Source organism: Microbacterium sp. ZW T2_14 (genome assembly GCF_044987405.1).
Taxonomy (GTDB): Bacteria; Actinomycetota; Actinomycetes; order Actinomycetales; family Microbacteriaceae; genus Microbacterium.
In genome coordinates this window covers 54,662-76,256 of record NZ_JBJDRK010000010.1, presented here as the reverse complement: position 1 = coordinate 76,256, position 21,595 = coordinate 54,662, and the positions used below count along the sequence as shown (strand labels likewise).

General features: G+C 70.8%; 18 protein-coding genes and 1 pseudogene. 8 read left to right on the top strand and 11 right to left on the bottom strand.

Features of this window, described 5'->3' with window-relative positions; genetic code table 11:
* Window positions 1–274: 274 nt before the first annotated feature.
* From ACI3KY_RS05580 to xylA, 4 genes are all read right to left on the bottom strand, one after another.
* Complete coding sequence (locus ACI3KY_RS05580; protein WP_404929212.1) at window positions 275–1,072, bottom strand: GTP pyrophosphokinase family protein; 798 nt, start codon at window positions 1,070–1,072, stop codon at window positions 275–277.
* Between the two features lie 75 nt (window positions 1,073–1,147).
* On the bottom strand, window positions 1,148–1,996 hold the full coding sequence (locus ACI3KY_RS05575) for a transposase (RefSeq protein ID WP_404929211.1): 849 nt from the start codon (window positions 1,994–1,996) through the stop codon (window positions 1,148–1,150).
* Between the two features lie 163 nt (window positions 1,997–2,159).
* Window positions 2,160–3,464 carry a xylulokinase gene (gene xylB / locus ACI3KY_RS05570; RefSeq protein ID WP_404929210.1) on the bottom strand — a complete coding sequence of 435 codons (1,305 nt, stop codon included), beginning with the start codon at window positions 3,462–3,464 and terminating at the stop codon, window positions 2,160–2,162.
* A 106-nt stretch (window positions 3,465–3,570) separates the two neighbouring features.
* A complete protein-coding gene (gene xylA / locus ACI3KY_RS05565) occupies window positions 3,571–4,776 on the bottom strand; it encodes a xylose isomerase (protein WP_404929209.1) in 1,206 nt (401 codons plus the stop codon).
* Between the two features lie 101 nt (window positions 4,777–4,877).
* Here xylA and ACI3KY_RS05560 point away from each other — a divergent pair, with 101 nt between their 5' ends.
* The gene (locus ACI3KY_RS05560) at window positions 4,878–6,041 is read left to right on the top strand and encodes an ROK family protein (protein WP_404929208.1); all 1,164 of its coding nucleotides are present in this window, start codon (window positions 4,878–4,880) and stop codon (window positions 6,039–6,041) included.
* Between the two features lie 61 nt (window positions 6,042–6,102).
* Here ACI3KY_RS05560 and ACI3KY_RS05555 read toward each other — a convergent pair whose 3' ends face one another.
* The gene (locus ACI3KY_RS05555; RefSeq protein ID WP_404929207.1) at window positions 6,103–7,098 is read right to left on the bottom strand and encodes a LacI family DNA-binding transcriptional regulator; all 996 of its coding nucleotides are present in this window, start codon (window positions 7,096–7,098) and stop codon (window positions 6,103–6,105) included.
* 172 nt (window positions 7,099–7,270) lie between these two features.
* Between ACI3KY_RS05555 and ACI3KY_RS05550 the strand changes: the two genes are divergently transcribed.
* From ACI3KY_RS05550 to ACI3KY_RS05535, 4 genes are read left to right on the top strand one after another with little or no spacing between them, the layout of a single operon-like run.
* Entirely contained in the window at window positions 7,271–8,560 is a 1,290-nt protein-coding gene (locus ACI3KY_RS05550) for an ABC transporter substrate-binding protein (RefSeq protein ID WP_404929206.1), read from the top strand.
* 17 nt (window positions 8,561–8,577) lie between these two features.
* Window positions 8,578–9,576 (top strand): carbohydrate ABC transporter permease, encoded by a 999-nt coding sequence (locus ACI3KY_RS05545; RefSeq protein ID WP_404929205.1) that lies wholly within the window; start codon window positions 8,578–8,580, stop codon window positions 9,574–9,576.
* Window positions 9,577–9,590: 14 nt separating this feature from the next.
* Window positions 9,591–10,469 (top strand): carbohydrate ABC transporter permease, encoded by an 879-nt coding sequence (locus ACI3KY_RS05540; RefSeq protein WP_331906698.1) that lies wholly within the window; start codon window positions 9,591–9,593, stop codon window positions 10,467–10,469.
* Complete coding sequence (locus ACI3KY_RS05535) at window positions 10,466–12,769, top strand: glycoside hydrolase family 3 N-terminal domain-containing protein (protein WP_404929204.1); 2,304 nt, start codon at window positions 10,466–10,468, stop codon at window positions 12,767–12,769. Before ACI3KY_RS05540 ends, ACI3KY_RS05535 begins: the two co-directional genes overlap by 4 nt.
* A gap of 66 nt (window positions 12,770–12,835) precedes the next feature.
* Here ACI3KY_RS05535 and ACI3KY_RS05530 read toward each other — a convergent pair whose 3' ends face one another.
* The 4 genes from ACI3KY_RS05530 to ACI3KY_RS05515 are packed head-to-tail and all read right to left on the bottom strand — an operon-like array spanning window position 12,836 to window position 17,350.
* Window positions 12,836–14,341 (bottom strand): alpha-N-arabinofuranosidase, encoded by a 1,506-nt coding sequence (locus ACI3KY_RS05530; protein ID WP_404929203.1) that lies wholly within the window; start codon window positions 14,339–14,341, stop codon window positions 12,836–12,838.
* Entirely contained in the window at window positions 14,338–15,447 is a 1,110-nt protein-coding gene (locus ACI3KY_RS05525) for a Gfo/Idh/MocA family protein (RefSeq protein WP_404929202.1), read from the bottom strand. The genes ACI3KY_RS05530 and ACI3KY_RS05525 overlap by 4 nt, the downstream gene beginning before the upstream one ends.
* On the bottom strand, window positions 15,444–16,136 hold the full coding sequence (locus tag ACI3KY_RS05520; RefSeq protein ID WP_404929201.1) for a ThuA domain-containing protein: 693 nt from the start codon (window positions 16,134–16,136) through the stop codon (window positions 15,444–15,446). Before ACI3KY_RS05520 ends, ACI3KY_RS05525 begins: the two co-directional genes overlap by 4 nt.
* Window positions 16,133–17,350, bottom strand: a complete 1,218-nt coding sequence (locus ACI3KY_RS05515) for a Gfo/Idh/MocA family protein (RefSeq protein ID WP_404929200.1) — start codon at window positions 17,348–17,350, stop codon at window positions 16,133–16,135. The genes ACI3KY_RS05520 and ACI3KY_RS05515 overlap by 4 nt, the downstream gene beginning before the upstream one ends.
* A 94-nt stretch (window positions 17,351–17,444) precedes the next feature.
* On the opposite strand from ACI3KY_RS05515, the gene ACI3KY_RS05510 reads away from it, so the two are divergent.
* The 3 genes and pseudogenes from ACI3KY_RS05510 to ACI3KY_RS05500 all read left to right on the top strand — a co-directional run.
* On the top strand, window positions 17,445–18,443 hold the full coding sequence (locus ACI3KY_RS05510) for a LacI family DNA-binding transcriptional regulator (RefSeq protein ID WP_404929199.1): 999 nt from the start codon (window positions 17,445–17,447) through the stop codon (window positions 18,441–18,443).
* 210 nt (window positions 18,444–18,653) lie between these two features.
* Window positions 18,654–20,093, top strand: a complete 1,440-nt coding sequence (locus tag ACI3KY_RS05505) for an aspartate aminotransferase family protein (RefSeq protein ID WP_404929198.1) — start codon at window positions 18,654–18,656, stop codon at window positions 20,091–20,093.
* Window positions 20,094–20,130: 37 nt separating this feature from the next.
* Window positions 20,131–20,436 (top strand): annotated as a pseudogene (locus ACI3KY_RS05500) (hypothetical protein); the annotation flags it as partial.
* Window positions 20,437–20,609: 173 nt separating this feature from the next.
* Here the strand turns inward: ACI3KY_RS05500 and ACI3KY_RS05495 are convergent.
* Entirely contained in the window at window positions 20,610–20,936 is a 327-nt protein-coding gene (locus ACI3KY_RS05495; RefSeq protein WP_404929197.1) for an ATP-dependent DNA ligase, read from the bottom strand.
* Window positions 20,937–20,956: 20 nt separating this feature from the next.
* Window positions 20,957–21,532, bottom strand: coding sequence for a TetR/AcrR family transcriptional regulator (locus tag ACI3KY_RS05490; protein WP_404929196.1), 576 nt, complete (start codon window positions 21,530–21,532; stop codon window positions 20,957–20,959).
* Between the last annotated feature and the right edge of the window lie 63 nt (window positions 21,533–21,595).

Sequence of the window (21,595 nt, the reverse complement as noted above, 5' to 3'; positions counted from 1 at the left end):
GCTCCCTCGCTCAGCGACCGGTACGTCTCGCCCCGGTCGGTGAGCGACCGATACGTCTCGCCCCGGTCGTTGAGCGAGCGAGGAACGAGCGAGACGAAACGCCGCCGTGGGCCCGAGGCGTTTCGTCTCGGTCGCTAGCGCTCCCTCGCTCAACGACCGGTACGTCTCTCCTCCGTCCGTGAGCGACCGATACGTCTCGCCCCGGTCGGTGAGCGACCGATCCCTCTCGCCCCGGTCGTTGAGCGAGCGAGGAACGAGCGAGACGAAACGCGCGTCAGACCGCGCGCACCCCGCGGTCGTCGCGCGGCCGGGTCGCGGCATCCGGATCGCCCGCCGCCGCAGCGGGAGCGCCCGTGATCTCGCGCACGGCGACCGGCGCCGCCTGCCCGGCGCTGGAGCCCTTGATCTGCCGGTGAAGGCGCTCCATGCGGGCGTCCAGCTCGGCAGCGGTGTCCGCGGCGTCCTTGAGGCTCTCCAGCAGCTCGTTCGGAACCTGCGTGGCGTACTTGTAGTAGATCTTGTGCTCGAGGCTCGCCCAGAAATCCATGGCGATGGTGCGGAACTGCACTTCGACCGGCACCTCGATACGACCGGTCGAGAGGAACACCGGCACCTCGAGGATCGCGTGCAGGCTCTTGTAGCCATTGGGCTTGGGCTGGGCGATGTAGTCCTTGACCTGCAGCACCCGCACATCGTCCTGGGCGGTCAGCAGGTCGAACAGACGGTAGACGTCGGCGGTGAAGCTGCAGGTGATGCGGATGCCCGCGATGTCGGTGATGCTGCTCCGGATCGACGCGAAGTCGCCGTCGATGCCCTTGCGCTGCACCTTCTCCACGAGGCTGTCGGGCGACTTCACGCGGCTCGAGACGTGCTCGATCGGGTTGTAGTCGTGGGTGAGCAGGAACTCGTCGCGCAGGATGCCGATCTTCGTCTCGACCTCCTGCAGGCCGAAGCGGTACTCCATCATGAAGCGCTGCAGCTCGTCGCGCAGCTCCCTCAGCTCGCTCGGCGAGACCGTGATCTCACCCTCGTCGGACGCCGTCGCGGGCACCAATGGTGCGGGAGTCGCCATGCGATCGACGCTAGGCGGCGGGCCTACGAGAGTCCTGTGAAAGACGGATGCCGCGGCCCTGCGCCGCGCGGCGGTTCACGCGTCGTCGAGCGCGGCCTGGGCGCGCTCGGACTCCTTCGCCGCATCGCGGGCCTTGGTCGCCGCATCCGCGCGCTCGCCCTCGATCGCGTCGAGCTTCTCGGCCGCTGCCTGCTCGTCCTTCTCGAGGGCGGCGAGGTCGCGGCGGAGGTCGTCGATCCTCTCGCGCACATGGTCGACCCGCTCCTGCGCCTTGGCGCGGCGCGCGTCGACGCGTGCGAGCTCCCGCTCGGCCTCGTTGGCGAGCCGCTCCGCCTCCCGCGCGGCCTTCTCGGCCGCCTTGCGGGCGCGCCGCTCCGCGAGGTCGTCACGCGGTGGCGGTGCTTCGACGCCGGGGACCGATCCCCCGACCGCCTCAGCAAGCGCGCCGGGCTCGATGTCGCCGGCCTCCAGCGCCGTGACGAGGCGGCCGGTGAGCACCGCGGCGGCGGCCGCGGCATCCATCACGGCGGCGTTGATCGTCGTCGCGACGTCCTCCTGCGCCGCAGCGCTCAGGGTGCCGCCCGCGTCCTGCGCGAGCCCGACGGCCTGCTTCGCGAGCGCCGCGACGAGCTGCCGTCGCTGCTTGCCGAGACGGCCGAGCTCGGCCGCGTCGAGGTCGTCCTGCGCCTCGCGCAGCGCCGCCGACAGCTCGACCGCGTCGGCGAGCTGGCCGTCCTGTGCCAGCAGATTCACCGCCCAGGCGGCGACGGTGGGCTTGCGCAGCGCCTTGATCCGCTTCGCCAGGGGGCCGGCCGCCATGCCGGCCCGCGCGTTGCGCTTCGCGGTGAACTCCGACGGCGGCAGGACGTACAGCTCGGCCGCGATCGCGTCGAGTTCTTCGTCTGCGTCGGCCGCGGCATCCATACCCGCATTCTCTCCCGTTCACGTACCGAACTCAGGAGCGTTGCACGGGGTGTGCGGCGACTCCCGCGGAAATCGGCGGAAGCGGCGTCGAGTCCGCGCCAGTGATCCTGAATACGGTACGCATCGGCTCGGCGGCGCGTGCCGTCTTCCTTCCCGGCTGAGATCACACAGCGAGGACGGATGCCGCCTGCCGCGCGGCGCCGAGCGCCACGTACTCGCCCGGCTCGGGCACCTCGACGGGCAGGCCCAGGATCAGCGGCGCGATCCGGCGCACCGCCTCGGACTGCGCGCCACCGCCGATGAGCAGCGCGCGCTCGAGCGGAACGCCCAGCCCGCGCAGCGCCGCGAGCCCGGCCGCGAGCCCTGACAGCATGCCTTCGACGGCGGCCCGGGCGAGGTTCTCGCGGGTCGTCGACGCGAGCGTCATGCCGGTGAGCGACGCCGTGGCGTCGGGCAGATTCGGGGTGCGCTCGCCCTCGAAGTACGGCACCAGCTGCAGGCCCGCCGCGCCCGGCTGCGCGGCGAGAGCCAGCCGCGAGAGCTCGGCGTGGTCGACGCCGAGCACCCGGGCGATCGCGTCCAGCACGCGCGCGGCGTTGAGTGTCGCGACCAGGGGCAGAAACCGTCCGGTGCAGTCGGCGAACCCCGCGACGGTGCCGGTCGGGTCGATCGTGCGCTCCTCGCTCACCGCGAACACGGTTCCGCTCGTGCCGATGGAGACCACGACGTCTCCGGGGCCCGCACCGAGCCCGAGCGCCGCGCCCGCGTTGTCGCCGGCGCCGCCGCCGACGCGCCGGCCCGCGGCATCCGTCACCCACTCGTCGGGCCCGAGCACACGCGGCAGCAGCGCATCGTGACCGAGCGCGGCGGTCAGCAGCTCGCGGTCGTAGCCGCCGGTCGCGGGATTCCAGTACCCGGTGCCCGAGGCGTCCGACCGGTCGGTGACGAGCTCGTCGAGCACCGGTCCGCGCGGCGACTCGCCGGCGGGACCGAAGCCGCGCAGGCGCCAGGTGAGCCAGTCGTGCGGGAGGGCGACGGCGGCCACGCGTGCCGCGTTGTCGGGCTCGTGATCGCGGAGCCAGCGCAGCTTCGTGATCGTGAAGGATGCCACGGGCACGAGTCCCGTGCGCCGCGCGAGCTCTTCGGCGCCGAACTCCGCCGTGAGGTCGGCCGCGGCCTGCGCCGAGCGGGTGTCGTTCCACAGCAGGGCGTCGCGGATCACGCGGCCGTCAGCGTCCAGGGCGACCATGCCGTGCTGCTGCCCGCCGACCGCCCACGCCTCGACGTCGTCCACGCCGCCGGCATCGGCGATCGCCGCCTGCAGCGCCGTCCACCACGCGTCGGGATCGACCGACGTGCCGTCCGGGTGCGAGGCGCGCCCCTGCCTCACGACCGTGCCGGTCGCGGCATCCGTCACCAGCACCTTGCACGACTGCGTCGACGAGTCGACTCCCATGACCAGCGTCATTGCTTCTCCTGCCTAGACCGTGACTTGCCCCATATGTACGACACGCCTGGCGTGTCGCGGACATATGGGGCAAGTCAACGGTGTGTGTGCGTGTGGGACCGACGGGTCAGCGTGCGCCGAGCAGGTGCTCGGTCGCGAGCTGCTGCAGGCGGACGAAGCCGAAGCCCTTGCCGCCGAGGTAGGCGTCGGCGTCGAACTCCTCGTACGCGGAGCGGTCGGCGAGGAAGTCGTCGTACGACTCGCCCTCGTTGAGCGTCGGGATCGACAGCTCGGCGACGCGCGCGGTCTCGAGCGCCTCCTGCACCTCGGGGTCGGCGCGGAAGGCCGCGGCGCGCTCCTTGAGCAGCAGGTACGTGCGCATGTTGGCGGCGGCCGAGTCCCAGACCCCGGCCTCGTCCTCGGTGCGCGACGGCTTGTAGTCGAAGTGACGCGGGCCGTCGTAGGACGGGACCCCGCCGGGGCCGCCGTTCTCGAGCAGGTCGACGAGGGCGAACGCGTTGTGCAGGTCGCCGTGGCCGAACACGAGGTCCTGGTCGTACTTGATGCCGCGCTGACCGTTGAGGTCGATGTGGAAGAGCTTGCCGTGGTACAGCGCCTGAGCGATGCCGGCGGCGAAGTTGAGGCCCGCCATCTGCTCGTGGCCGACCTCGGGGTTGAGGCCGACGAGCTCGGGGCGATCCAGCGAGTCGATGAACGCGATGGCGTGCCCGAGCGTGGGCAGCAGGATGTCGCCGCGCGGCTCGTTGGGCTTGGGCTCGATCGCGAAGCGGATGTCGTAGCCCTTGTCGGTGACGTAGTCGCCGAGCAGGTTCACGGCCTCGCGGTAGCGCTCGAGCGCGGCGCGGATGTCCTTGGCCGAGTCGTACTCGGCACCTTCGCGGCCGCCCCACATGACGAAGGTCTTGGCGCCCAGCTCGGCGCCGAGGTCGAGCTGACGGAAGACCTTGCGCAGCGCGAAGCGTCGCACCTGCCGGTCGTTCGAGGTGAAGCCGCCGTCCTTGAAGACGGGGGCCGAGAACAGGTTGGTCGTCACCATCGGCACGATGAGGCCGGTGTCGGCCAGCGCGCCCTTGAGGCGGTCGATCTGCGTCTGGCGCTCGGCATCCGTGGAGCCGAAGGCGAACAGGTCGTCGTCGTGGAAGGTGAGGCCGTAGGCGCCGAGCTCGGCGAGCTTCTCGACGGCGTGGACGACATCGAGGGCCGGGCGGGTCGGTCCGCCGAAGGGATCGGTGCCGTTGTAGCCGATGGTCCAGAGACCGAACGAGAACTTGTCGGCGCGGGTGGGGGTCGGTCCGGTGGACTGCGTGGGCATGACGCTCCTTTGCGAGAAATGTTGCTGACGACAACCTATACCAGAAAGTCTGCGGCGTCCACCGCGCGATCGCGTCGCGGATCGGCCTCTACAGTGAGGGTATGAACGAGCCGGTCGGCAGTCGCCAAGCGAATCTGTCGCGGCTGCTGCGCCTCGCCCACCTCGATGGACCCGTCTCGCGCGCGACACTGACCGGAGCGACAGGCCTCAATCGCTCGACGATCGCCGACCTCGTGGGCGACCTCGTCGCCCTCGGAGTCGTGGAGGAACGTGCCCCCGACCCCAGCCGTCGCGTCGGCCGGCCCTCTCCGCTCGTGGCCCCGCACCCCCGCGTCGTGACGATCGCCGTGAACCCCGAGGTCGACGCCCTCACGATGGCGGCCGTCGGGCTGGATCGCACGGTACGGCGCCGTGAGCGCCTCGAGATGACCGGGCTGCTGGGCCCCGAGGGGACGGCGCAGCTCATCGGCGAGCGGATCGACGCCTGGCGCCAGGACGACCTCGCCGACGCGGCGATCGCGGGGATCGGCGTCGCCGTGCCCGGGCTCGTGCGGGCCTCCGACGGCCTCGTGCGGGACGCCCCGCACCTGCGGTGGACCGACACCGCGCTGCGCGAGCTCATCGAGACCGCGACCGGCTTGCCCACCGTCGTCGGCAACGACGCGGCGCTGGGCGTCCTCGCCGAGCACCTGTTCGGCGCCGCCCGCGGCATCGACGACGTGGTCTACCTCAACGGCGGTGCGAGCGGTATCGGCGGCGGCTTGATCGTGCACGGGATGCCGGTGGCCGGCGCCTCCGGCTACTCCGGCGAGTTCGGGCAGAACCGCCCCGGCATCGCATCCAGCGACGATCGGCGCGCGAGCGCCGGCGTCCTCGAGGACGAGGTGAGCCGCGCGCGCCTGCTCGCCGTCCTCGGTCGCGACAACGCCGACGAGCCGACCCTCGCCGAGATGCTGCGCGCGGCCGGCGCGCCCGAGGTGCGCGACGAGATCGCTCGGCAGCGCCGCATCCTGTCCACCGCGCTGGCCAACGCGGTCAACGTGCTGAACCCGAGAGTCGTCGTGCTGGGCGGCTTCCTCGCGATGCTCGCCACCGACGATCTGGACGGGTTCACCGACGCGGTCACCGCTCAGACCATGCCCGCGAACGGTGAAGACCTCGAGATCCGGCCGGCGGCACTCGCCGAGGACCGCCTGCTCATCGGCGCCGCCGAGGCCGCCTTCGCGGAGCTCCTGCGCGACCCGGCGGGCGTCGCGCTGAACTGAGTCGCCTCGGCCGAGCTGCGCTGCATGAGCGCGCCGCACTGAGCCACAGAGCCGGCCGCGGTCAGAGCGGCGGCGCGGTCGTCCCCCGCGGGATGAGCCGCGTCGGCAGCGTCACGTGCGTCGCCGCCGGCACCTCGCCGTCCATCAGGGTGAGCAGCAGCCGCGCCGCCTCGGCACCCAGGGTCTGCATCGGCTGGCGGACCGTCGACAGGGCCGGTGCCGCCTTGGACGCCTCGGGGATGTCGTCGAACCCGATGACGGAGAGGTCACGAGGAACCGCGATCCCCAGCTCGGCCGCGACCTTGACGATCTCCATCGCCGAGATGTCGTTGGCGGCGAAGATCGCCGTGGGGCGATCGCCGCGGCGGAGCATCTCGAGCGCGGCGACACGGACGGCGTCCTGACGGTAGCTGCCCGAGCCGACGAGGGCGGGATCCACCGGGATGCCGGCATCCGTCAACGACCGCCGGTACCCGGCGTCACGGGCGATCGACGAACGCAGGTCGGGCCGGCCGGCTATGAAGCCGATGCGGGTATGACCGAGATCGAGCAGATGACGCGTCGCCTGCAGTGCGCCGCCGTAGCTGTCGGACTCGACGGTGGGCAGATCGGCCGGTCCCGTGTGCGGATCGATGGCGACCACGGGCACCTCGGCGCCCACGTTGACCACCGTGGGGGTCACCATGATCGCGCCGTCGATCAGGGTGCCGCTGAGGCGCGACAGCGATCGCCGCTCCCATCCCTCCGCCGAGCCGTGCGACCCCGAGTAGGCGAGGAGGTCGTAGCGGGAGTCGCGCAGCGCCTGCCCGACGCCCTTCAGGATCTCCGCGCTGAACGGCTCGAAATCGGCGACCAGCACGCCGATCACACCGGTCGTACGCGAGCGCATGCTGCTGGCGATGAGACTGGACTCGTAGCCGAGCTCCGCCACCACGGCGAGGACGCGGTCCGCCGTCTCACTGGCCACGCCGTAGCGGCCGTTGACCGCCTTCGACACGGTCGCGACGGAGACGCCGGCCGCAGCGGCGACATCCGTGATGGTGGGACGACGCTTCATGATCTCGATAGCGTAACGGCATGGAAACCGTTTTCGAAAACGTTTGACAAACTATTTGTTGCGCACGCACACTTTTGCTTGCTCGGTCGCAGCGCCGAGCAGTGCGCGACCCGATCGCGCCGAACCGCACCCCGGAGCAGAGGTGCTCCTCGATGAAGAGAACGGGAATCACATGATGGGCAAGAGAATCCTCGCGGGTTCCGCAGCACTCGTCGTCGGCGCGCTTGCGCTCGCCGGCTGCAGTGCCGGCGGCTCGGGCGAGAACAGCGACGGCGACGTCCAGATGACGCTCTGGCAGAACTCGACGACCGGCCCCGGCCAGCAGTTCTGGAAGGACGCGATCGCCGCGTTCGAGGACGAGAACCCGGGCGTCACGATCAAGATGCAGTCGGTCCAGAACGAGGACATGGACGGAAAGCTGCAGACGGCGCTGAACGCGGGCGACGCGCCCGACATCTTCCTCCAGCGCGGTGGCGGCAAGATGACCGCGATGGTCAACGCCGGCCAGCTGATGGATCTGACCGACGCCATCTCGGACGACATCAAGAGCGAGATCCCCGAGGGCTCGTTCGCGGCCGAGACGTACCAGGACAAGGTGTGGGCGATGCCGCTCTCGGTGCTGCCGGGTGGCTTCTTCTACAGCCAGGACGCCTTCGACGCGGCCGGCATCACCGAGGCTCCCGCGACCATCGACGACCTCAAGGGCGCGGTGGAGAGCCTCAAGGAAACGGGCATCGAGCCGATCGCCCTCGGCGCCAAGGCCGCCTGGCCCGCCGCCCACTGGTACTACTTCTTCGCGATCCGCGAGTGCAGCCCCGAGGTCATCGAGGAGACCGGCGACACGAAGGACTTCAGCGACGAGTGCTGGCTGCGCGCCGGTGAGGACCTGCAGGACTTCGCGGCGATCGACCCGTTCAACGACGGCTTCCTCACCACCGAGCCCCAGCAGGGAGCGGGCAGCTCGGCCGGCCTCATCGCCAACCGTCAGGCCGCGATGGAGCTCATGGGCGCGTGGGACCCGGGCGTGATCGCGTCGCTGACGCCCGACGAGAAGCCGCTTCCCGACCTCGCATGGTTCCCCTTCCCCGAGATCTCGGGCGGCGACGGTGAGCCGGGCTCGATGATGGGCGGCGTCGACGGGTACTCGTGCTCGGTCGATGCTCCGAAGGAGTGCGCGGACTTCCTGAACTTCGTCGCCAGCGCCGACCAGCAGACCGCCTACTACAAGGCCTTCAACTCGCCGCCGGTCAACACCGTGGCGCAGGAAGCCGTCACCGAGCCGTACCTGCAGCAGATCCTCGAGGCGTACAACAACGCTCCGTTCGTCTCGCAGTGGCTCGACACGGTGCTGGGCCAGAACGTCGGCAACGCGCTCAACGTCGCGGTCGTCGACATGCTCGCCGGCAACAGCGACCCGGAGAAGCTCGTCGCAGCGGTCAACGCGGCAGGCAAGCAGGGCTGATCGTGTCTACCCGCGAGATGTCTTCCGACGCTCGCGGTCTTGCAGAACACCACGGGGGCGGCATCACGCCGCCCCCGTCGGTGCCGCAGGGCCGCCGGCGCCCCCGAGGCCTAGGCTGGGCCGGCCGCCTCGAGGTCATGATCCTGGTGGGGCCGGCCCTGATCTTCTTCGTCGGCTTCGTGATCTTCCCGGTCATCATGGCCGCGTACTACGGGTTCTTCCGCTGGTCGGGCTTCGGCCCGGCGACCGACTTCATCGGCCTGCAGAACTACGTCACGATCTTCACCGACCCGATCTTCCAGCAGGCGCTGGGGCACAACGCCTTCATCGTCGTCGCGTCCCTGGTGCTCCAGGGCCCGATCGCCATCCTGCTGGCGCTGCTGCTCAACCGCAGGATGCGCGGCCAGTCCCTGATCCGCGTGCTCATCTTCGTCCCGTACGTGATCGCCGAGGTCATCGTCGGCACCGGCTTCAGCCTCATGCTGGCCACCAATGGCGCGGTGAACGGCTTCCTCGAGAAGGTCGGCCTGACCTGGCTCGCACAGGACTGGCTCTCCGACCCGAGCATCGCCATCTGGACGCTGATGGCGATCCTCACGTGGAAGTACATCGGCTTCGCCGTCATCCTCTTCCTCGCGGGACTCCAGGGCATTCCCCAGGAGCTGTACGAGGCCGCCGCGATCGACGGCGCGTCGTACTGGCAGATCCAGCGGACCATCACGCTGCCGCTCCTCGGACCCACCCTGCGCATCTGGGCGTTCCTGTCCATCATCGGCGCGCTGCAGCTGTTCGATCTCGTCTACATCATCTGGGGCCAGTACGTGTCGTCCGTCGCGGGCACCAACACGATGGCGATCTACATGGTCGCGACCGGACGCAACTCCGGGAACTTCGGGTACGGCAGCGCGGTCGCCGTGGTCATCTTCGTCATCTCGCTGGTGGTCGCCCTGATCTACCAGCGCACGATCCTGCGCCGTGACACCGCGGGGGCCATCACAGAGAGGGGCGTCAAGTGAGCACCACGGACTCGATGAGCACCCGCACCATCACTCTTCGCGACACCGTCCCCGGACGCCGCCGCGACGTCAACAAACTCCCGTGGGGCAGCCCGGCGGTCTACTTCATCGCGCTCGTCATCATCGCGCTGATGCTCGGGCCCGTGCTCTACATCATCATCGGCGGCTTCCGCACGAACTCCGAGATCACGGTCGACCCGTCGGGCATGCCGGTGAGCTGGAACCCGCAGAACTACATCGACGTCCTGACCAGCGGGCTGTTCTGGACCGAAGTCCTGAACTCGACGATGGTCGCCCTCGCGACGACGGTCGGCGCGGTGGTGCTCGGCCTGATGGCGAGCTACGTGATCGCCCGCTACAGCTTCGTCGGCCGCGGGGCGCTGTACGCGCTGTTCGCCGCCGGGCTGATGTTCCCGATCACGGTGGCGATCACGCCGCTGTACATCGTGGTGCGGAACCTCGGGCTCATGAACACGCTGCCGGGGGTCATCCTGCCGCAGATCGCGTTCGCACTGCCGACCACGATCATCATCCTCGTGCCGTTCCTGAAAGCCATCCCCGACGAGATCCAGGAGGCCGCGTACATCGACGGATGCGGTCGCCTGTCGTTCTTCTGGCGGATGGTGCTCCCGCTCGCGGTGCCCGGCGTCATCACCGTCGGCATCCTCGCGTTCATCGGAAGCTGGAACGGCTACCTGCTGCCGCTGTTCATCCTGAACGACGAAGCACAGTTCACCCTCCCACTGGGTGTCCAGGCGTTCTCGTCGCAGTACTCGGTCGACACGGCCAAGGTGCTCGCCTTCACCTCGCTGTCGATGCTGCCCGCGCTGGTGTTCTTCAGCCTGTTCGAGCGGCGGATCGTCGGCGGTCTGACGGGGGCGGTCAAGGGATGAGCGACGTCGTGATGCCCGCGGTCTCACCGCGGGTGCAGTCCCTCCACGCGCAGATGACGCTGGATGAGAAGCTCGCGCAGCTCGTCGGCTACTGGGTCGACAAGGGCGGCGAGGTCGTCGCGCCGATGGCCGGCGAACGCGGCAACACCGGTCCGTACGAGGAGGCGACGGCCCACGGCCTCGGTCACCTCACCCGCGTGTACGGCACGCGGCCGGTGGAGCCGATCGCGCGGGCCGAGTGGCTCTGGGCGGAGCAGCGGCGCCTGCGCACCGAGACCCGCCTGGGAATCCCGGCGATCGTGCACGAGGAGTGCCTCACGGGTCTCGCGGCGTGGAAGGCCGCGACCTTCCCGACCCCGCTGGCATGGGGCGCGGCCTTCGATCCCGAGCTGACTGAGGAGCTCGGCGCCGCCATCGGCCGGTCCATGGCCGCGCTCGGGATCCATCAGGGCTTGGCCCCCGTGCTCGACGTCATCACCGATCCCCGCTGGGGCCGCGTCGACGAGTGCATCGCCGAGGACCCCTATGTCGTCGCCACCATCGGCACCGCGTACGTGCGAGGCCTGCAGTCGGCCGGGGTCGACGCGACCCTGAAGCACTTCGCCGGGTACTCCGCCTCGCAGGCGGGCCGCAACCACGCCCCCGTTCAGATGGGCCGGCGTCGGCTCCAGGACCTGGTGCTGCCGCCGTTCGAGATGGCGATCCGCGACGGCGGCGTGCGGTCGGTCATGAACTCGTATGCCGAGATCGACGGCGTTCCCGTCGCCTCGGACCCGACCCTGCTGACGGATCTGCTCCGCGACGAGTGGGGTTTCGAGGGCACGGTCGTCGCCGACTACTTCTCGGTGGCGTTCCTGCACTCGCTCCACGGTGTCGCGGGAGATCTCGGCGAGGCGGCCGTGCTGGCCCTGCGCGCCGGGATCGACGTCGAGCTGCCCACCGCGGACGCCTTCGCGGGTCCGCTGCGGGACAGGCTGGCCGCGCACCCGGAGGAGGTGGAGCTCGTCGACCGGGCTGTGCTGCGCGTGCTCGCGCAGAAGGAGCGGCTCGGCCTGCTCGATGAGGACTTCGCGTCACCGCCCACCGAGATCGACCTCGACGATCCCGCGCTGCGTGCGCTGGCCCGGCGGACCGCCGAGGAATCGGTGGTCCTGCTGACCAACGACGGCCTGCTGCCGCTGGCGACTCCGGGCCGGATCGCGCTCATCGGGCCGAACGCCGACTCCGCCGAATCGCTCATGGGGTGCTACTCCTTCGCGAACCACGTGCTCGCGCATCACCCCGGCACGCCGCTCGGGTTCGAGATGCCGACCATCGCCGAGGCGGTGCGCCGCGAGTTCGCCGGCACCGATGTGGTGGTCGAACGCGGGTGCGAGGTCGAGGACCCCGACACGAGCGGGATCGCCGCGGCCGCGGAGGCGGCAGGCGCCGCCGATGCTGCGATCGTCGTCGTCGGCGACCGCGCCGGCCTGTTCGGCCGCGGAACCGTGGGCGAGGGCAACGACGTCGACGACCTCGAGCTGCCCGGCGCACAGCGACGTCTCGTCGAGGCGGTCATCGCCACGGGCACGCCGACCATCGTCGTCGTGGTCTCGGGACGCCCGTACGCGATCGGCTGGATGCTCGAGGGGCCGGGTGCCGCGAGCGCGGTGCTGCAGGCCTTCTTCCCGGGCGAGGAGGGCGGCCCCGCCATCGCGGGGATCCTCTCCGGCCGCACGCAGCCGTCGGGGCATCTGCCCGTGTCGCTCCCCCGGTCGGCGGGCGCGCAGCCGTACACGTACCTCCACCCGGTGCTGGGCGGGCCGACCGAGATCACGAGCGCCGACAACACCCCGGCCCTCCCGTTCGGCCACGGTCTCACGTACACGACGTTCGAGCGCGCATCGCTGCGAGCGACGGATGCCGCGACCGACGGCATCCTGGATGTCTCGGTCGTGGTCACCAACACCGGAGACCGGCCGGGGACCGATGTCCTGCAGCTCTACGCGCGGGACCCCGTCGCGTCGGTCACGCGTCCGGTCGCGCAGCTGCTCGCGTACCAGCGCGTGCCGCTGGAGCCGGGCGAGTCGGTGTCGGTGCGCTTCGCCGTGCCGGCAGCGCGCCTGGCGTTCACCGGGCGCGAGGGTCGCCGCATCGTCGAGCCGGGCGCGATCGACCTCTGGGTCGGTCCGTCGTGCGCGCAGCGCGACGCGGAGGTCCAGGTCGAGCTGACCGGAGACGTGCACGTGGTGACGTCGGCCGATCCCCGCGCCGCGTCCTCGACGGTCCGGACCGGCGAGGACGCCCTGCCCGTGCGCTGAGCCCGTCTGCAGCGAAGAGGGCCCCGCGGCATCGCGCCGCGGGGCCTTCGTCGTGCCGTTCGCCCGCTAGGCCAGGTCGAGCTCCACCGTCGCGAAGGAGTGTGGGGGCAGCGTCACGGTCAGCACACCCGCCTCGATCGACGTCTCGAGCGACGCCGGCGCCACGGCGTCGGGGTTCTCGGGAGTGTTGTGGGCCGCGGCATCCGTCCCCGTCAGCACGCGCGCGCGCCGCACCGACGCTCCGCGACCACGCAGGTCGACGCGCACGTCGAGCGGAGCGTCGAGCGACAGGTTGGACAGCGACACCAGCGCGGAGTCGTCGCGTGTCGAGGCCGAGACCGAAAGGCCCGGCACGTCGTCTGCGGCGACGGGCGCCGACAGCACGTGCGCGGCCAGTGCGGTCGCATCGTGGTGCCCGCGGTTCATCTCGAACACGTGGTACGTCGGCGTGAGCACCATCGCGCCGTCGTCGTCGGTGAGGATCATCGCCTGCAGCACGTTGAGCGTCTGCGCGATGTTCGCCATCTTCAGGCGCCCCGCGTGACGGTGGAAGGCGTCGAAATGCACGGCAGCGACCAGCGCGTCGCGCACGGTGTTCTGCTGGAACAGGAAGCCGGGATTGGTGCCGGGCTCGACGTTCCACCAGGTGCCCCACTCGTCGAGGATGAGGCCCACCTTGCGATCCGGGTCGTACGAGTCCATGACGGCCTCGTGCCGGCGGATGACCCGCTCGACGTCGAGTGCCTTGCGCATCGTGCCGTAGAACTCCTCCGGCGCGAACGACGTCGCCGACTCGGTGTTGATGCCCCCGCCGGCATGTGAGTAGTAGTGGAACGAGACGCCCTGGAACACGGGCGCGGGCTGCGAGCCGCACGTCAGGCAGCCGAGCGACTCCATGAGCGCGCGCGTCCACGTGATGTCGTCGTCGGAGGCGCCGGCGGCGATGCGGTACAGCTCGTTGCCGCCGTGGTTGCGGCAGAAGGTGCCGTACCGGCGCGCCTCGAGTGCGTACTGCTCGGCGGTCATGTTGCCGCCGCAGCCCCACGCCTCGTTGCCGATGCCCCAGAACGGCACCTTCCACGGCTCGTCGCGCCCGTTCTCGCGCCGCAGCCGCGCCATCGGCGAGTCCCCGTCGCGCGTCAGGTACTCGACCCATTCGCTCATCTCGCGCACCGTGCCACTGCCGACGTTGCCGTTGACGTACGCGTCGGCGCCGAGCATCTCGCACAGGTCCATGAACTCGTGCGTGCCGAAGTGGTTGTTCTCCACGACGTCGCCCCAGTGCGAGTTGATCATCTGCGGCCGGTCCTCGCGGGGTCCGATGCCGTCGCGCCAGTGGTACTCGTCGGCGAAGCAGCCTCCGGGCCAGCGGAGGTTCGGGATGTCGAGCGCCCGCAGAGCCTCGACGACGTCGGAGCGGATGCCGCGCACGTTCGGGATCGCGGAGTCCTCCCCCACCCAGAAGCCGCCGTAGATGCAGCGGCCGAGGTGCTCGGCGAAGTGGCCGTAGAGGTGGCGGCTGATGACGTCGCCGGGGACGTCGAGGTCGATGACGGCGCGGGCCGTGGTCACAGGCTTCTCCACTCGGATGCGGGGGTCAGCGGAACGAGGGACGGGCGCTCGGCCGTGGTGCGCAACGCCACGCGCGCGCCCGATGCCGCCGAGTCCGACAGCGCCGTCATGATCTCGAGGACGTGCAGCGCGATCGCCCCGCTCGCCCGATCGTGGCCGGCGACGAAGTCGAGCAGGCCGATGCCCCGACCGGCGTCGGCGTACCCGGCCGACGGCTCGAGCGTCTCCCACGAGCCGCCCCTGGGATGCAGCTGCACCTCCCCCACGAACATGTTGGGGTCGGGCACGATCAGCGATCCCTCGACGCCGTGCACCTCGATCGGCGCCGCGGTCGACCGCACGCCGTCGAAGCTCATGGTCACGGTCGAGATCGCGCCGGACGCATGGTGCAGGATGCCGGTGAGGTGGGTGTCGACGTCGACCCCGATGCTCTCGCCGGCCCGCGGCCCCGTGGCGATCACACGGACGTCGCGCGACCGCGATGCGGCACCCGACACCGCCTCGACCGGTCCGAGCAGCTGCACGAGCGACGTGACGTAGTAGGGCCCCATGTCGAGCAGCGGTCCGCCGCCCTCGCGGTAGTAGAAGTCGGGCTGCGGATGCCACGCCTCGTGGCCCGCCGAGATCCACATCGCTGAGGCCGACACCGGCCGCCCGATCCGCCCCTCGTCGATCGCCGCGCGCGCGGTCTGCACACCGGTGCCGAGCACCGTGTCGGGCGCGCTCCCGACGCGGACGCCCGCGGCGGCTGCGGCATCCATCACCCGCGTGGCGTCCACGAGCGTCGCGGCCAGCGGCTTCTCGCCGAAGACGTCCTTGCCGTGCGCGATGGCCGCCAGCGCCACCTCGGCGTGCGCGGCGGGGATGGTGAGGTTGAGGACCGTGCCGACGCCGGGATCGGCGAGCAGCTCGTCGGTGCCGAGCGCACGGCACCCGGGGATGCTGTCGGCCGCGGCCTGCGCCCGCGACGCGTCCAGGTCGGCCACGGCGGCGATCCGCACCCCGTCCACTCCGAGGAGGGTCTGGAGGTACTGGCGCGAGATGACGCCGAGCCCGACGATGCCGATGTCGGTCGTGGTGGCCGGGGTGACGCTGCCGGGGGTCATCGCGCGGCCCACAGGATGCCGCGCTCGATGATCGTGCGGACGTTGGCGTCCTGCAGCACGTCGAGGCTGTGACCCGGCGTCGACACGAAGACGCGGCCCTGGCCCCAGTCCCGTGTCCACACGGCCGGCGAGGTGATGGGCCGGTGCCACGGGTGGTACGGCTGCACCGGGTGGGTGGTCGTCGCGAGCACGTCGATGAGGTCGTCGTGGAGCACCCAGTACTGCTCGGTCGTGAGCCGGAAGTCGTCGATGCCGGCGGTGATCTCGTGCCGGCGGCCCAGGTCGGTGATCTCGACCGTGTACTCCAGGTAGTTGTCGGTCTGGTCGCCGTGCACCTCGTCGGGGTGCTTGGAGGGGTGGGTCGCGAACTGGCCACCGACGAGCTGGAGGTAGTCCGAGCTTGCGCGGAACGAGTCGGCGATGCCACCGTGCCAGCCGGCGAGTCCCGTGCCGGCCGCGACGGCTTCGCGCAGGCCCTTCACTGCCTCGTTCGAGGCCTGCGACATGGTGACCGACTGCAGCACGAGGTCGGTCGCGGCCATGCGGTCGGCGTCGGCGTAGACCTGCGGGTCTTCTTCGATGGTGACGTCGAAGCCGCTGTCGCGGAGGAACGGCAGGAACAGCTCGGTCGCCTCGACCGGGTGATGGCCGTCCCATCCGCCGCGGACGACGAGGGCGGTGCGGGTCATGAGGGGTTCCCTTCCAGGGGGTGTTCGGGGGCATCGGCGGCGCCCGTGGCGACCGTCGTCAGGATGCTGTCGTGCGCGGCGCTTTGCTCGACCGCGGCGAGCACGCGCTGCACCTGGGTCGCGTCGGCGAAGGTGGGCGACACCGGGATCTCACCGGCGACGGCGCGCACGAAGTCGACGGCCTGGTGCGTGAAGAGGTGCTCGTACCCGAGTCCGTGCCCGACGGGCCACCACGCGCCGGCATACGGATGCTGCGCCTCGGTGACCTGCACGCGCCGGAAGCCCTGCGCGACATCGGCGGCGGCGTCGTACACCTCGAGCTCGTTCATCCGCTCGAAGTCGAACGCGATCGCGCCGCGGTCGCCGTTGATCTCGATGCGGTTGGCGTTGCGGCGTCCGGTCGCCAGGCGCGTCGCCTCGAAGACGCCGAGGGCGCCGCCGTCGAAGCGGGCGGTGAACGCGGCGGCGTCGTCGACGGTGACGGGGAGCCGGTCGGACGTGTCGGCGGCGACGCCGCCCAGCCCCTCGACCTCTCCGCGGCGGGGCCGCGAGGTGACGAAGGTGCGCAGCGTCGCCGAGACCGCGGTGATGTCCTGGCCGGTGAGCCACTGGGCCGTGTCGATGCTGTGTGCCCCGATGTCGCCCAGCGCCCCGGAACCCGCCCGATCACGGTCCAGGCGCCAGGTGTGGGGCGCATCCGCGTCGCTCAGCCAGTCCTGCAGGTACTGCGCCCGCACGTGGCGGATCTCACCCACGCGACCCGCCGCGATGAGCTCGCGCGCAAGGGTCAATGCCGGAGTGCGACGGTAGCTGAAGCCGCACATCGCGATCACTCCGGCGCGGGATGCGGCATCCGTCATCTCCTCCGCCTCGGCGACCGAGTTGGCCAGCGGCTTCTCGCACAGCACCTGCTTGCCGGCGGCCAAGGCGGCGAGCGCGATCTCGGCGTGGGTCTGGCCGGGGGTGCAGATGTCGATCACGTCGATGTCGTCGCGTTCGACGGCCTCGCGCCAGTCGACCGTGTGCTCCGGCCACTCCCAGCGGGCTGCAGCCTCTGCGGTCGCGTCGGGGCGGTGCCCGACGAGCAGGGTCGGCTCCGGTGTCAGCGGGAGGTCGAAGAAGCGCGGCGCGGTGCGCCAGGCATGGGTGTGCATGCGGCCCATGAAGCCGGTGCCGATCAGTGCGATCCGCAGCGGCGATGTCGTCGTCGTCATCGGGTGTGCCCTTTCCAGCCACAGACGATGCCACCGCCGGCCGGGCGTCGCGACTCTGTTGCGCAAAACCTCCGGCATGCGCGACAGTGGTGCCGTGCCTTCACGCGTGAGCCTCGCCGCGGTGGCGGCCGCGGCCGGGGTCAGCGTGGCGACGGCGTCCCGCGCGCTCTCCGGGCGCGGCGACCTCGCGCCCGCGACGCGACGCCGCGTGCTGGCGACCGCCCGCGCCCTCGGCTATGCGCGTGACCCCGCCGCCGGCGGCCGACCGCCGGGGTCGGCGCGTCTGGTGGACCTGGTGCTCGGGTGGTTCCACAACGCGTACTCCGACGAGGTGACGGCCGGCGCCCGCAGCGCCGCGGCCGCCGCCGGCTACGACCTCGTGCTGACCGAGGAGCGCGACACCCCCGACGACGACTGGCCGATGCGCATCCGCCGGCGCGGCTCGGCCGGCGTGGTGCTCGGACTGATCTCTCCGACGGCGTCGCAGCTGGCCGCCCTCAACGATGCCGAGATCCCCGTCGTGCTGATGGATCCGCAGGCCGAGACATCGCGCGGCCTCACGAGCGTCCGCACCACCGACCGGGAGGGCGGCGCGGCCGCGGCGATGCACCTGGCCGAGCGCGGCGCGACCCGGTTCGCGGTGGTGCTCGGCTCGCCGCCGTATCGCTACGGTCGCGCACGGAACACCGGCTTCCGCGAGGCGCTGCGACTCGTCCGCCCGGACGCCGACCTCGTCGCGGTGCAGGCCGACTGGGGCGCCGCGGGGGCGCGCGAGGCCGCCCTGCCGGTCCTGCGCGGACTCAAACCAGGCGAACGGCTCGGCGTCTTCGCGTGCTCCGACGAGATGGCCGCCGGCGTGTACGCCGCCGCAGCCGCGACGGGCCGCCGCATCCCCGACGACGTGCTCGTCGTCGGCTTCGACGACCTCCGCGGCGCGCGCTGGCTCACCCCGCCCCTCACCACCGTGCGCCAGCCGATCCGCGAGATGGCGGGGGCCGCCGTCACCGCGCTCACCGAGGCGGCGGCCGGCGCCGACCTGCCGCCCGCGCCGATCGCGCTCCCCACGCAGCTCATCGTCCGCGGCTCCACCTGAGCCGGCGGCGCGGTGCCGGATTCCGCGCCCAGCCGGATCCCGACAGGTTGAACGACGGCAGAGGGACACGAACCACCGAGGAGAGCGGATGCCGCGGGCTCGGCATCCGGACGGACCGGCGGCCGCGGCATCCGAACCGGACGAAACGTCGCCCCCGTGCGCCAGAGGCACCCGAGTAGCGTGGGCAGCACGTCTGACGGAAGGCTCCACATGTCGATCTCGACCGACCGCCCCACCCGCACCGAGCGCCCCGCGAGGACGGACCGCCCCGCGAGGACGGAGGCGGAGCTCCAGCAGATGGCCAAGGACCACCTGTGGATGCACTTCGCCCGCCAGTCGGTGATGACGGACGGCCCGGGGGTGCCGATCATCGTCAAGGGCGAGGGTCACCACATCTGGGACTCGCAGGGCAAGCAGTACATCGACGGCCTGTCGGGACTGTTCGTCGTCGCCGCCGGTCACGGCCGCCGGCGTCTCGCCGAGGTCGCCGCCACGCAGGCGGAGCAGCTGGCGTTCTTCCCCATCTGGTCGTACGCGCACCCCGCCGCCATCGAACTCGCCGACCGTCTCGCCGACTACGCGCCCGGCGACCTCAACAAGGTGTTCTTCTCCACCGGCGGCGGCGAAGCCGTCGAGACCGCGTTCAAGCTCGCGAAGTACTACTGGAAGATCCAGGGCCAGCCGACGAAGCACAAGGTGATCTCGCGTTCGGTCGCGTACCACGGCACCCCGCAGGGTGCACTCGCGATCACGGGCATTCCGGCGATGAAGTCGATGTTCGAGCCGGTCACCCCCGGCGGCTTCCGGGTGCCGAACACCAACTTCTACCGCGCAGCCGAGATGGGCGCGCCGTCGGACGACCTGGAGGCCTTCGGCGTCTGGGCGGCGGACCGCATCGAGGAGATGATCCTGTTCGAGGGCCCCGACACCGTCGCCGCGGTCTTCCTCGAGCCGGTGCAGAACTCGGGCGGCTGCTTCCCCCCGCCTCCCGGCTACTTCCAGCGCGTGCGGCAGATCTGCGACAAGTACGACGTGCTGCTGGTCTCGGACGAGGTCATCTGCGCCTTCGGTCGCATCGGCCACATGTTCGCGTGCGACGCCTACGGCTACGTGCCCGACATGATCACGTGCGCCAAGGCGATGACCAGCGGCTATTCGCCGATCGGCGCGACGATCGTCAGCGACCGCATCTACGAGCCCTTCGCCCACGGCGACCGCTCCTTCTACCACGGGTACACCTTCGGCGGTCATCCGGTGTCGGCGGCCGTCGCACTGGAGAATCTCGACATCTTCGAGGAGGAGAGCCTCAACGAGCGCGTGCGCGAGCACTCGCCGGTGTTCAGGTCGACGCTCGAGAAGCTCACCGATCTCCCGATCGTCGGCGACGTGCGCGGCGACGGGTACTTCTTCGGCATCGAGCTGGTCAAAGACAAGGCGACGAAGGAGACGTTCGACGACGACGAGTCCGAGCGGCTGCTGCGCGGCTTCCTCTCCAAGGCCCTCTTCGACGCCGGTCTCTACTGTCGAGCCGACGACCGTGGCGACCCCGTGATCCAGCTGGCGCCACCCCTGACGACCGGGCCGAAGGAGTTCGACGAGATCGAGCAGATTCTGCGGAGCGTGCTCACGGAGGCCTGGACGCGGCTCTGAGGCGGTAACCTGCGCCCTCCGGGGTTATTGTTGGCGCGTGGGAACGATCTACTACGGCGGCGGCGCGATGCCGATCCATATCGAGGACCGCGCCCTCGCGCACCTCAAGGTCGTGATTGCGACCAAGCTCCGACGCGATGAGAGCTTCACCGTCTCGTGGACGCATCCGGACGACCAGCCGCGCGGGCGCAGCACCATCTGGCTGCATCCGTCGATCCCCCTGCGGTTCGTCTTCGACGACCCGGAGCCGGCGCAGCTCAGCCGCGAGTGGATCGAAGACCTGGCGAACTCGGCCAGCTCGACCGGCGGCATCCTGCTCGTGGCGGAGCACTTCGACACCGGTCCGATAGAGGTGCCGGATGCCGGGGCCTCACTCGAACAGGGCGCCGACGTATCGCTCGGCACCGTGGACGTCGAGCACATCGACGTCGATCGACTCACCGTCGGCGGCACCGAGCTGACGGCGGAAGACGTCAGCTCCTAGACGTCAGTTCCTAGAGGTCACGACGCCGGCGGTCAAGACTGCTCCGGCGATGCCGGCTCTTCGTCCTCGGTCGGTTCGGGCAGGATCGTGAGTCCGCTCGGCCCACTCGCGGAGAGCATCAGCTCCTCGACCCAGCTGCGGTTGATCCGCGGCGGACGGCTGCCGAAGAAGTGGAACTGGATCGGCACCGCCGGGTGGATCCAGAAGCTCCGTCGACCACTGCCGTCGCCGATCTCGACGTCGAACATGAACGGCTCGGAGCGGCGCAGCTTGTTCATCATGACGATGCGCAGATGTGCCAGCGTGCGGTCGTCGATGTCGACCGAGTTGGCGTTGGTGTCGTAGATGAACCTTCCCATGGCAGGAGCCTAATGCCGGATCATCGCGGCGCGAATGCGGCGGAGAAGAGGGCTCGGGCCCGCCGGGCGACGACCGGTCGCTGCGCGGGATCGGCGCGGGCGAGTTCGGTCGCCAGCATCCCGGCCGCCAGTGTCACGTCGTCGGTCTCGATGTGGGTTCCGACGCGGCCCGAGGCGCGGTCGCGGGTGACGACGCGGTCGACGAGCGCCTGGAAGCGCGCACCGAGCACAGCCACGCGGGAGTCGGTGAGATCGGCCGTGATGAGCTCGATGAACGCGGTCGAGACGACGGCCTGATCGACCAGGCGGTCGAAGAGATCGTCGATCGTGCGATCGGGCAGGGAGGTGTACTCCTCGAGGTCGCGGACGTTGTCTTCGAAGACGGCGACGGCGAGCGCGGTGCGGTCGGGGAAATGGCGGTAGAGACTGCCCTGCCCGACGCCGGCCCGCTTGGCGACGGCGCTGAACGGCGCACCGAGTCCGCCTTCGGCATAGACCTCGCGCGCGGCGGCGATGAGGGCGCGGCGGTTGTCGGCAGCGGCGGCGGGGCCACGGTTCTGGCGGGGATGCGCACGGGGGGATGCGGTGCTCTGCACGGGTGTAGCCTAGTACCGGACAATGTCGTCCGGTAGGAGCCGCCCCGAAGGATCCTCGTCCCG

Coding starts and splice junctions, on each gene's coding strand:
- ACI3KY_RS05580 (WP_404929212.1), bottom strand. CDS start 1,072: ATGGCGACTCCCGCACCATTGGTGCCCGCGACGGCGTCCGACGAGGGT.
- ACI3KY_RS05575 (WP_404929211.1), bottom strand. CDS start 1,996: ATGGATGCCGCGGCCGACGCAGACGAAGAACTCGACGCGATCGCGGCC.
- xylB (WP_404929210.1), bottom strand. CDS start 3,464: ATGACGCTGGTCATGGGAGTCGACTCGTCGACGCAGTCGTGCAAGGTG.
- xylA (WP_404929209.1), bottom strand. CDS start 4,776: ATGCCCACGCAGTCCACCGGACCGACCCCCACCCGCGCCGACAAGTTC.
- ACI3KY_RS05560 (WP_404929208.1), top strand. CDS start 4,878: ATGAACGAGCCGGTCGGCAGTCGCCAAGCGAATCTGTCGCGGCTGCTG.
- ACI3KY_RS05555 (WP_404929207.1), bottom strand. CDS start 7,098: ATGAAGCGTCGTCCCACCATCACGGATGTCGCCGCTGCGGCCGGCGTC.
- ACI3KY_RS05550 (WP_404929206.1), top strand. CDS start 7,271: ATGATGGGCAAGAGAATCCTCGCGGGTTCCGCAGCACTCGTCGTCGGC.
- ACI3KY_RS05545 (WP_404929205.1), top strand. CDS start 8,578: ATGTCTTCCGACGCTCGCGGTCTTGCAGAACACCACGGGGGCGGCATC.
- ACI3KY_RS05540 (WP_331906698.1), top strand. CDS start 9,591: ATGAGCACCCGCACCATCACTCTTCGCGACACCGTCCCCGGACGCCGC.
- ACI3KY_RS05535 (WP_404929204.1), top strand. CDS start 10,466: ATGAGCGACGTCGTGATGCCCGCGGTCTCACCGCGGGTGCAGTCCCTC.
- ACI3KY_RS05525 (WP_404929202.1), bottom strand. CDS start 15,447: ATGACCCCCGGCAGCGTCACCCCGGCCACCACGACCGACATCGGCATC.
- ACI3KY_RS05520 (WP_404929201.1), bottom strand. CDS start 16,136: ATGACCCGCACCGCCCTCGTCGTCCGCGGCGGATGGGACGGCCATCAC.
- ACI3KY_RS05515 (WP_404929200.1), bottom strand. CDS start 17,350: ATGACGACGACGACATCGCCGCTGCGGATCGCACTGATCGGCACCGGC.
- ACI3KY_RS05505 (WP_404929198.1), top strand. CDS start 18,654: ATGTCGATCTCGACCGACCGCCCCACCCGCACCGAGCGCCCCGCGAGG.
- ACI3KY_RS05495 (WP_404929197.1), bottom strand. CDS start 20,936: ATGGGAAGGTTCATCTACGACACCAACGCCAACTCGGTCGACATCGAC.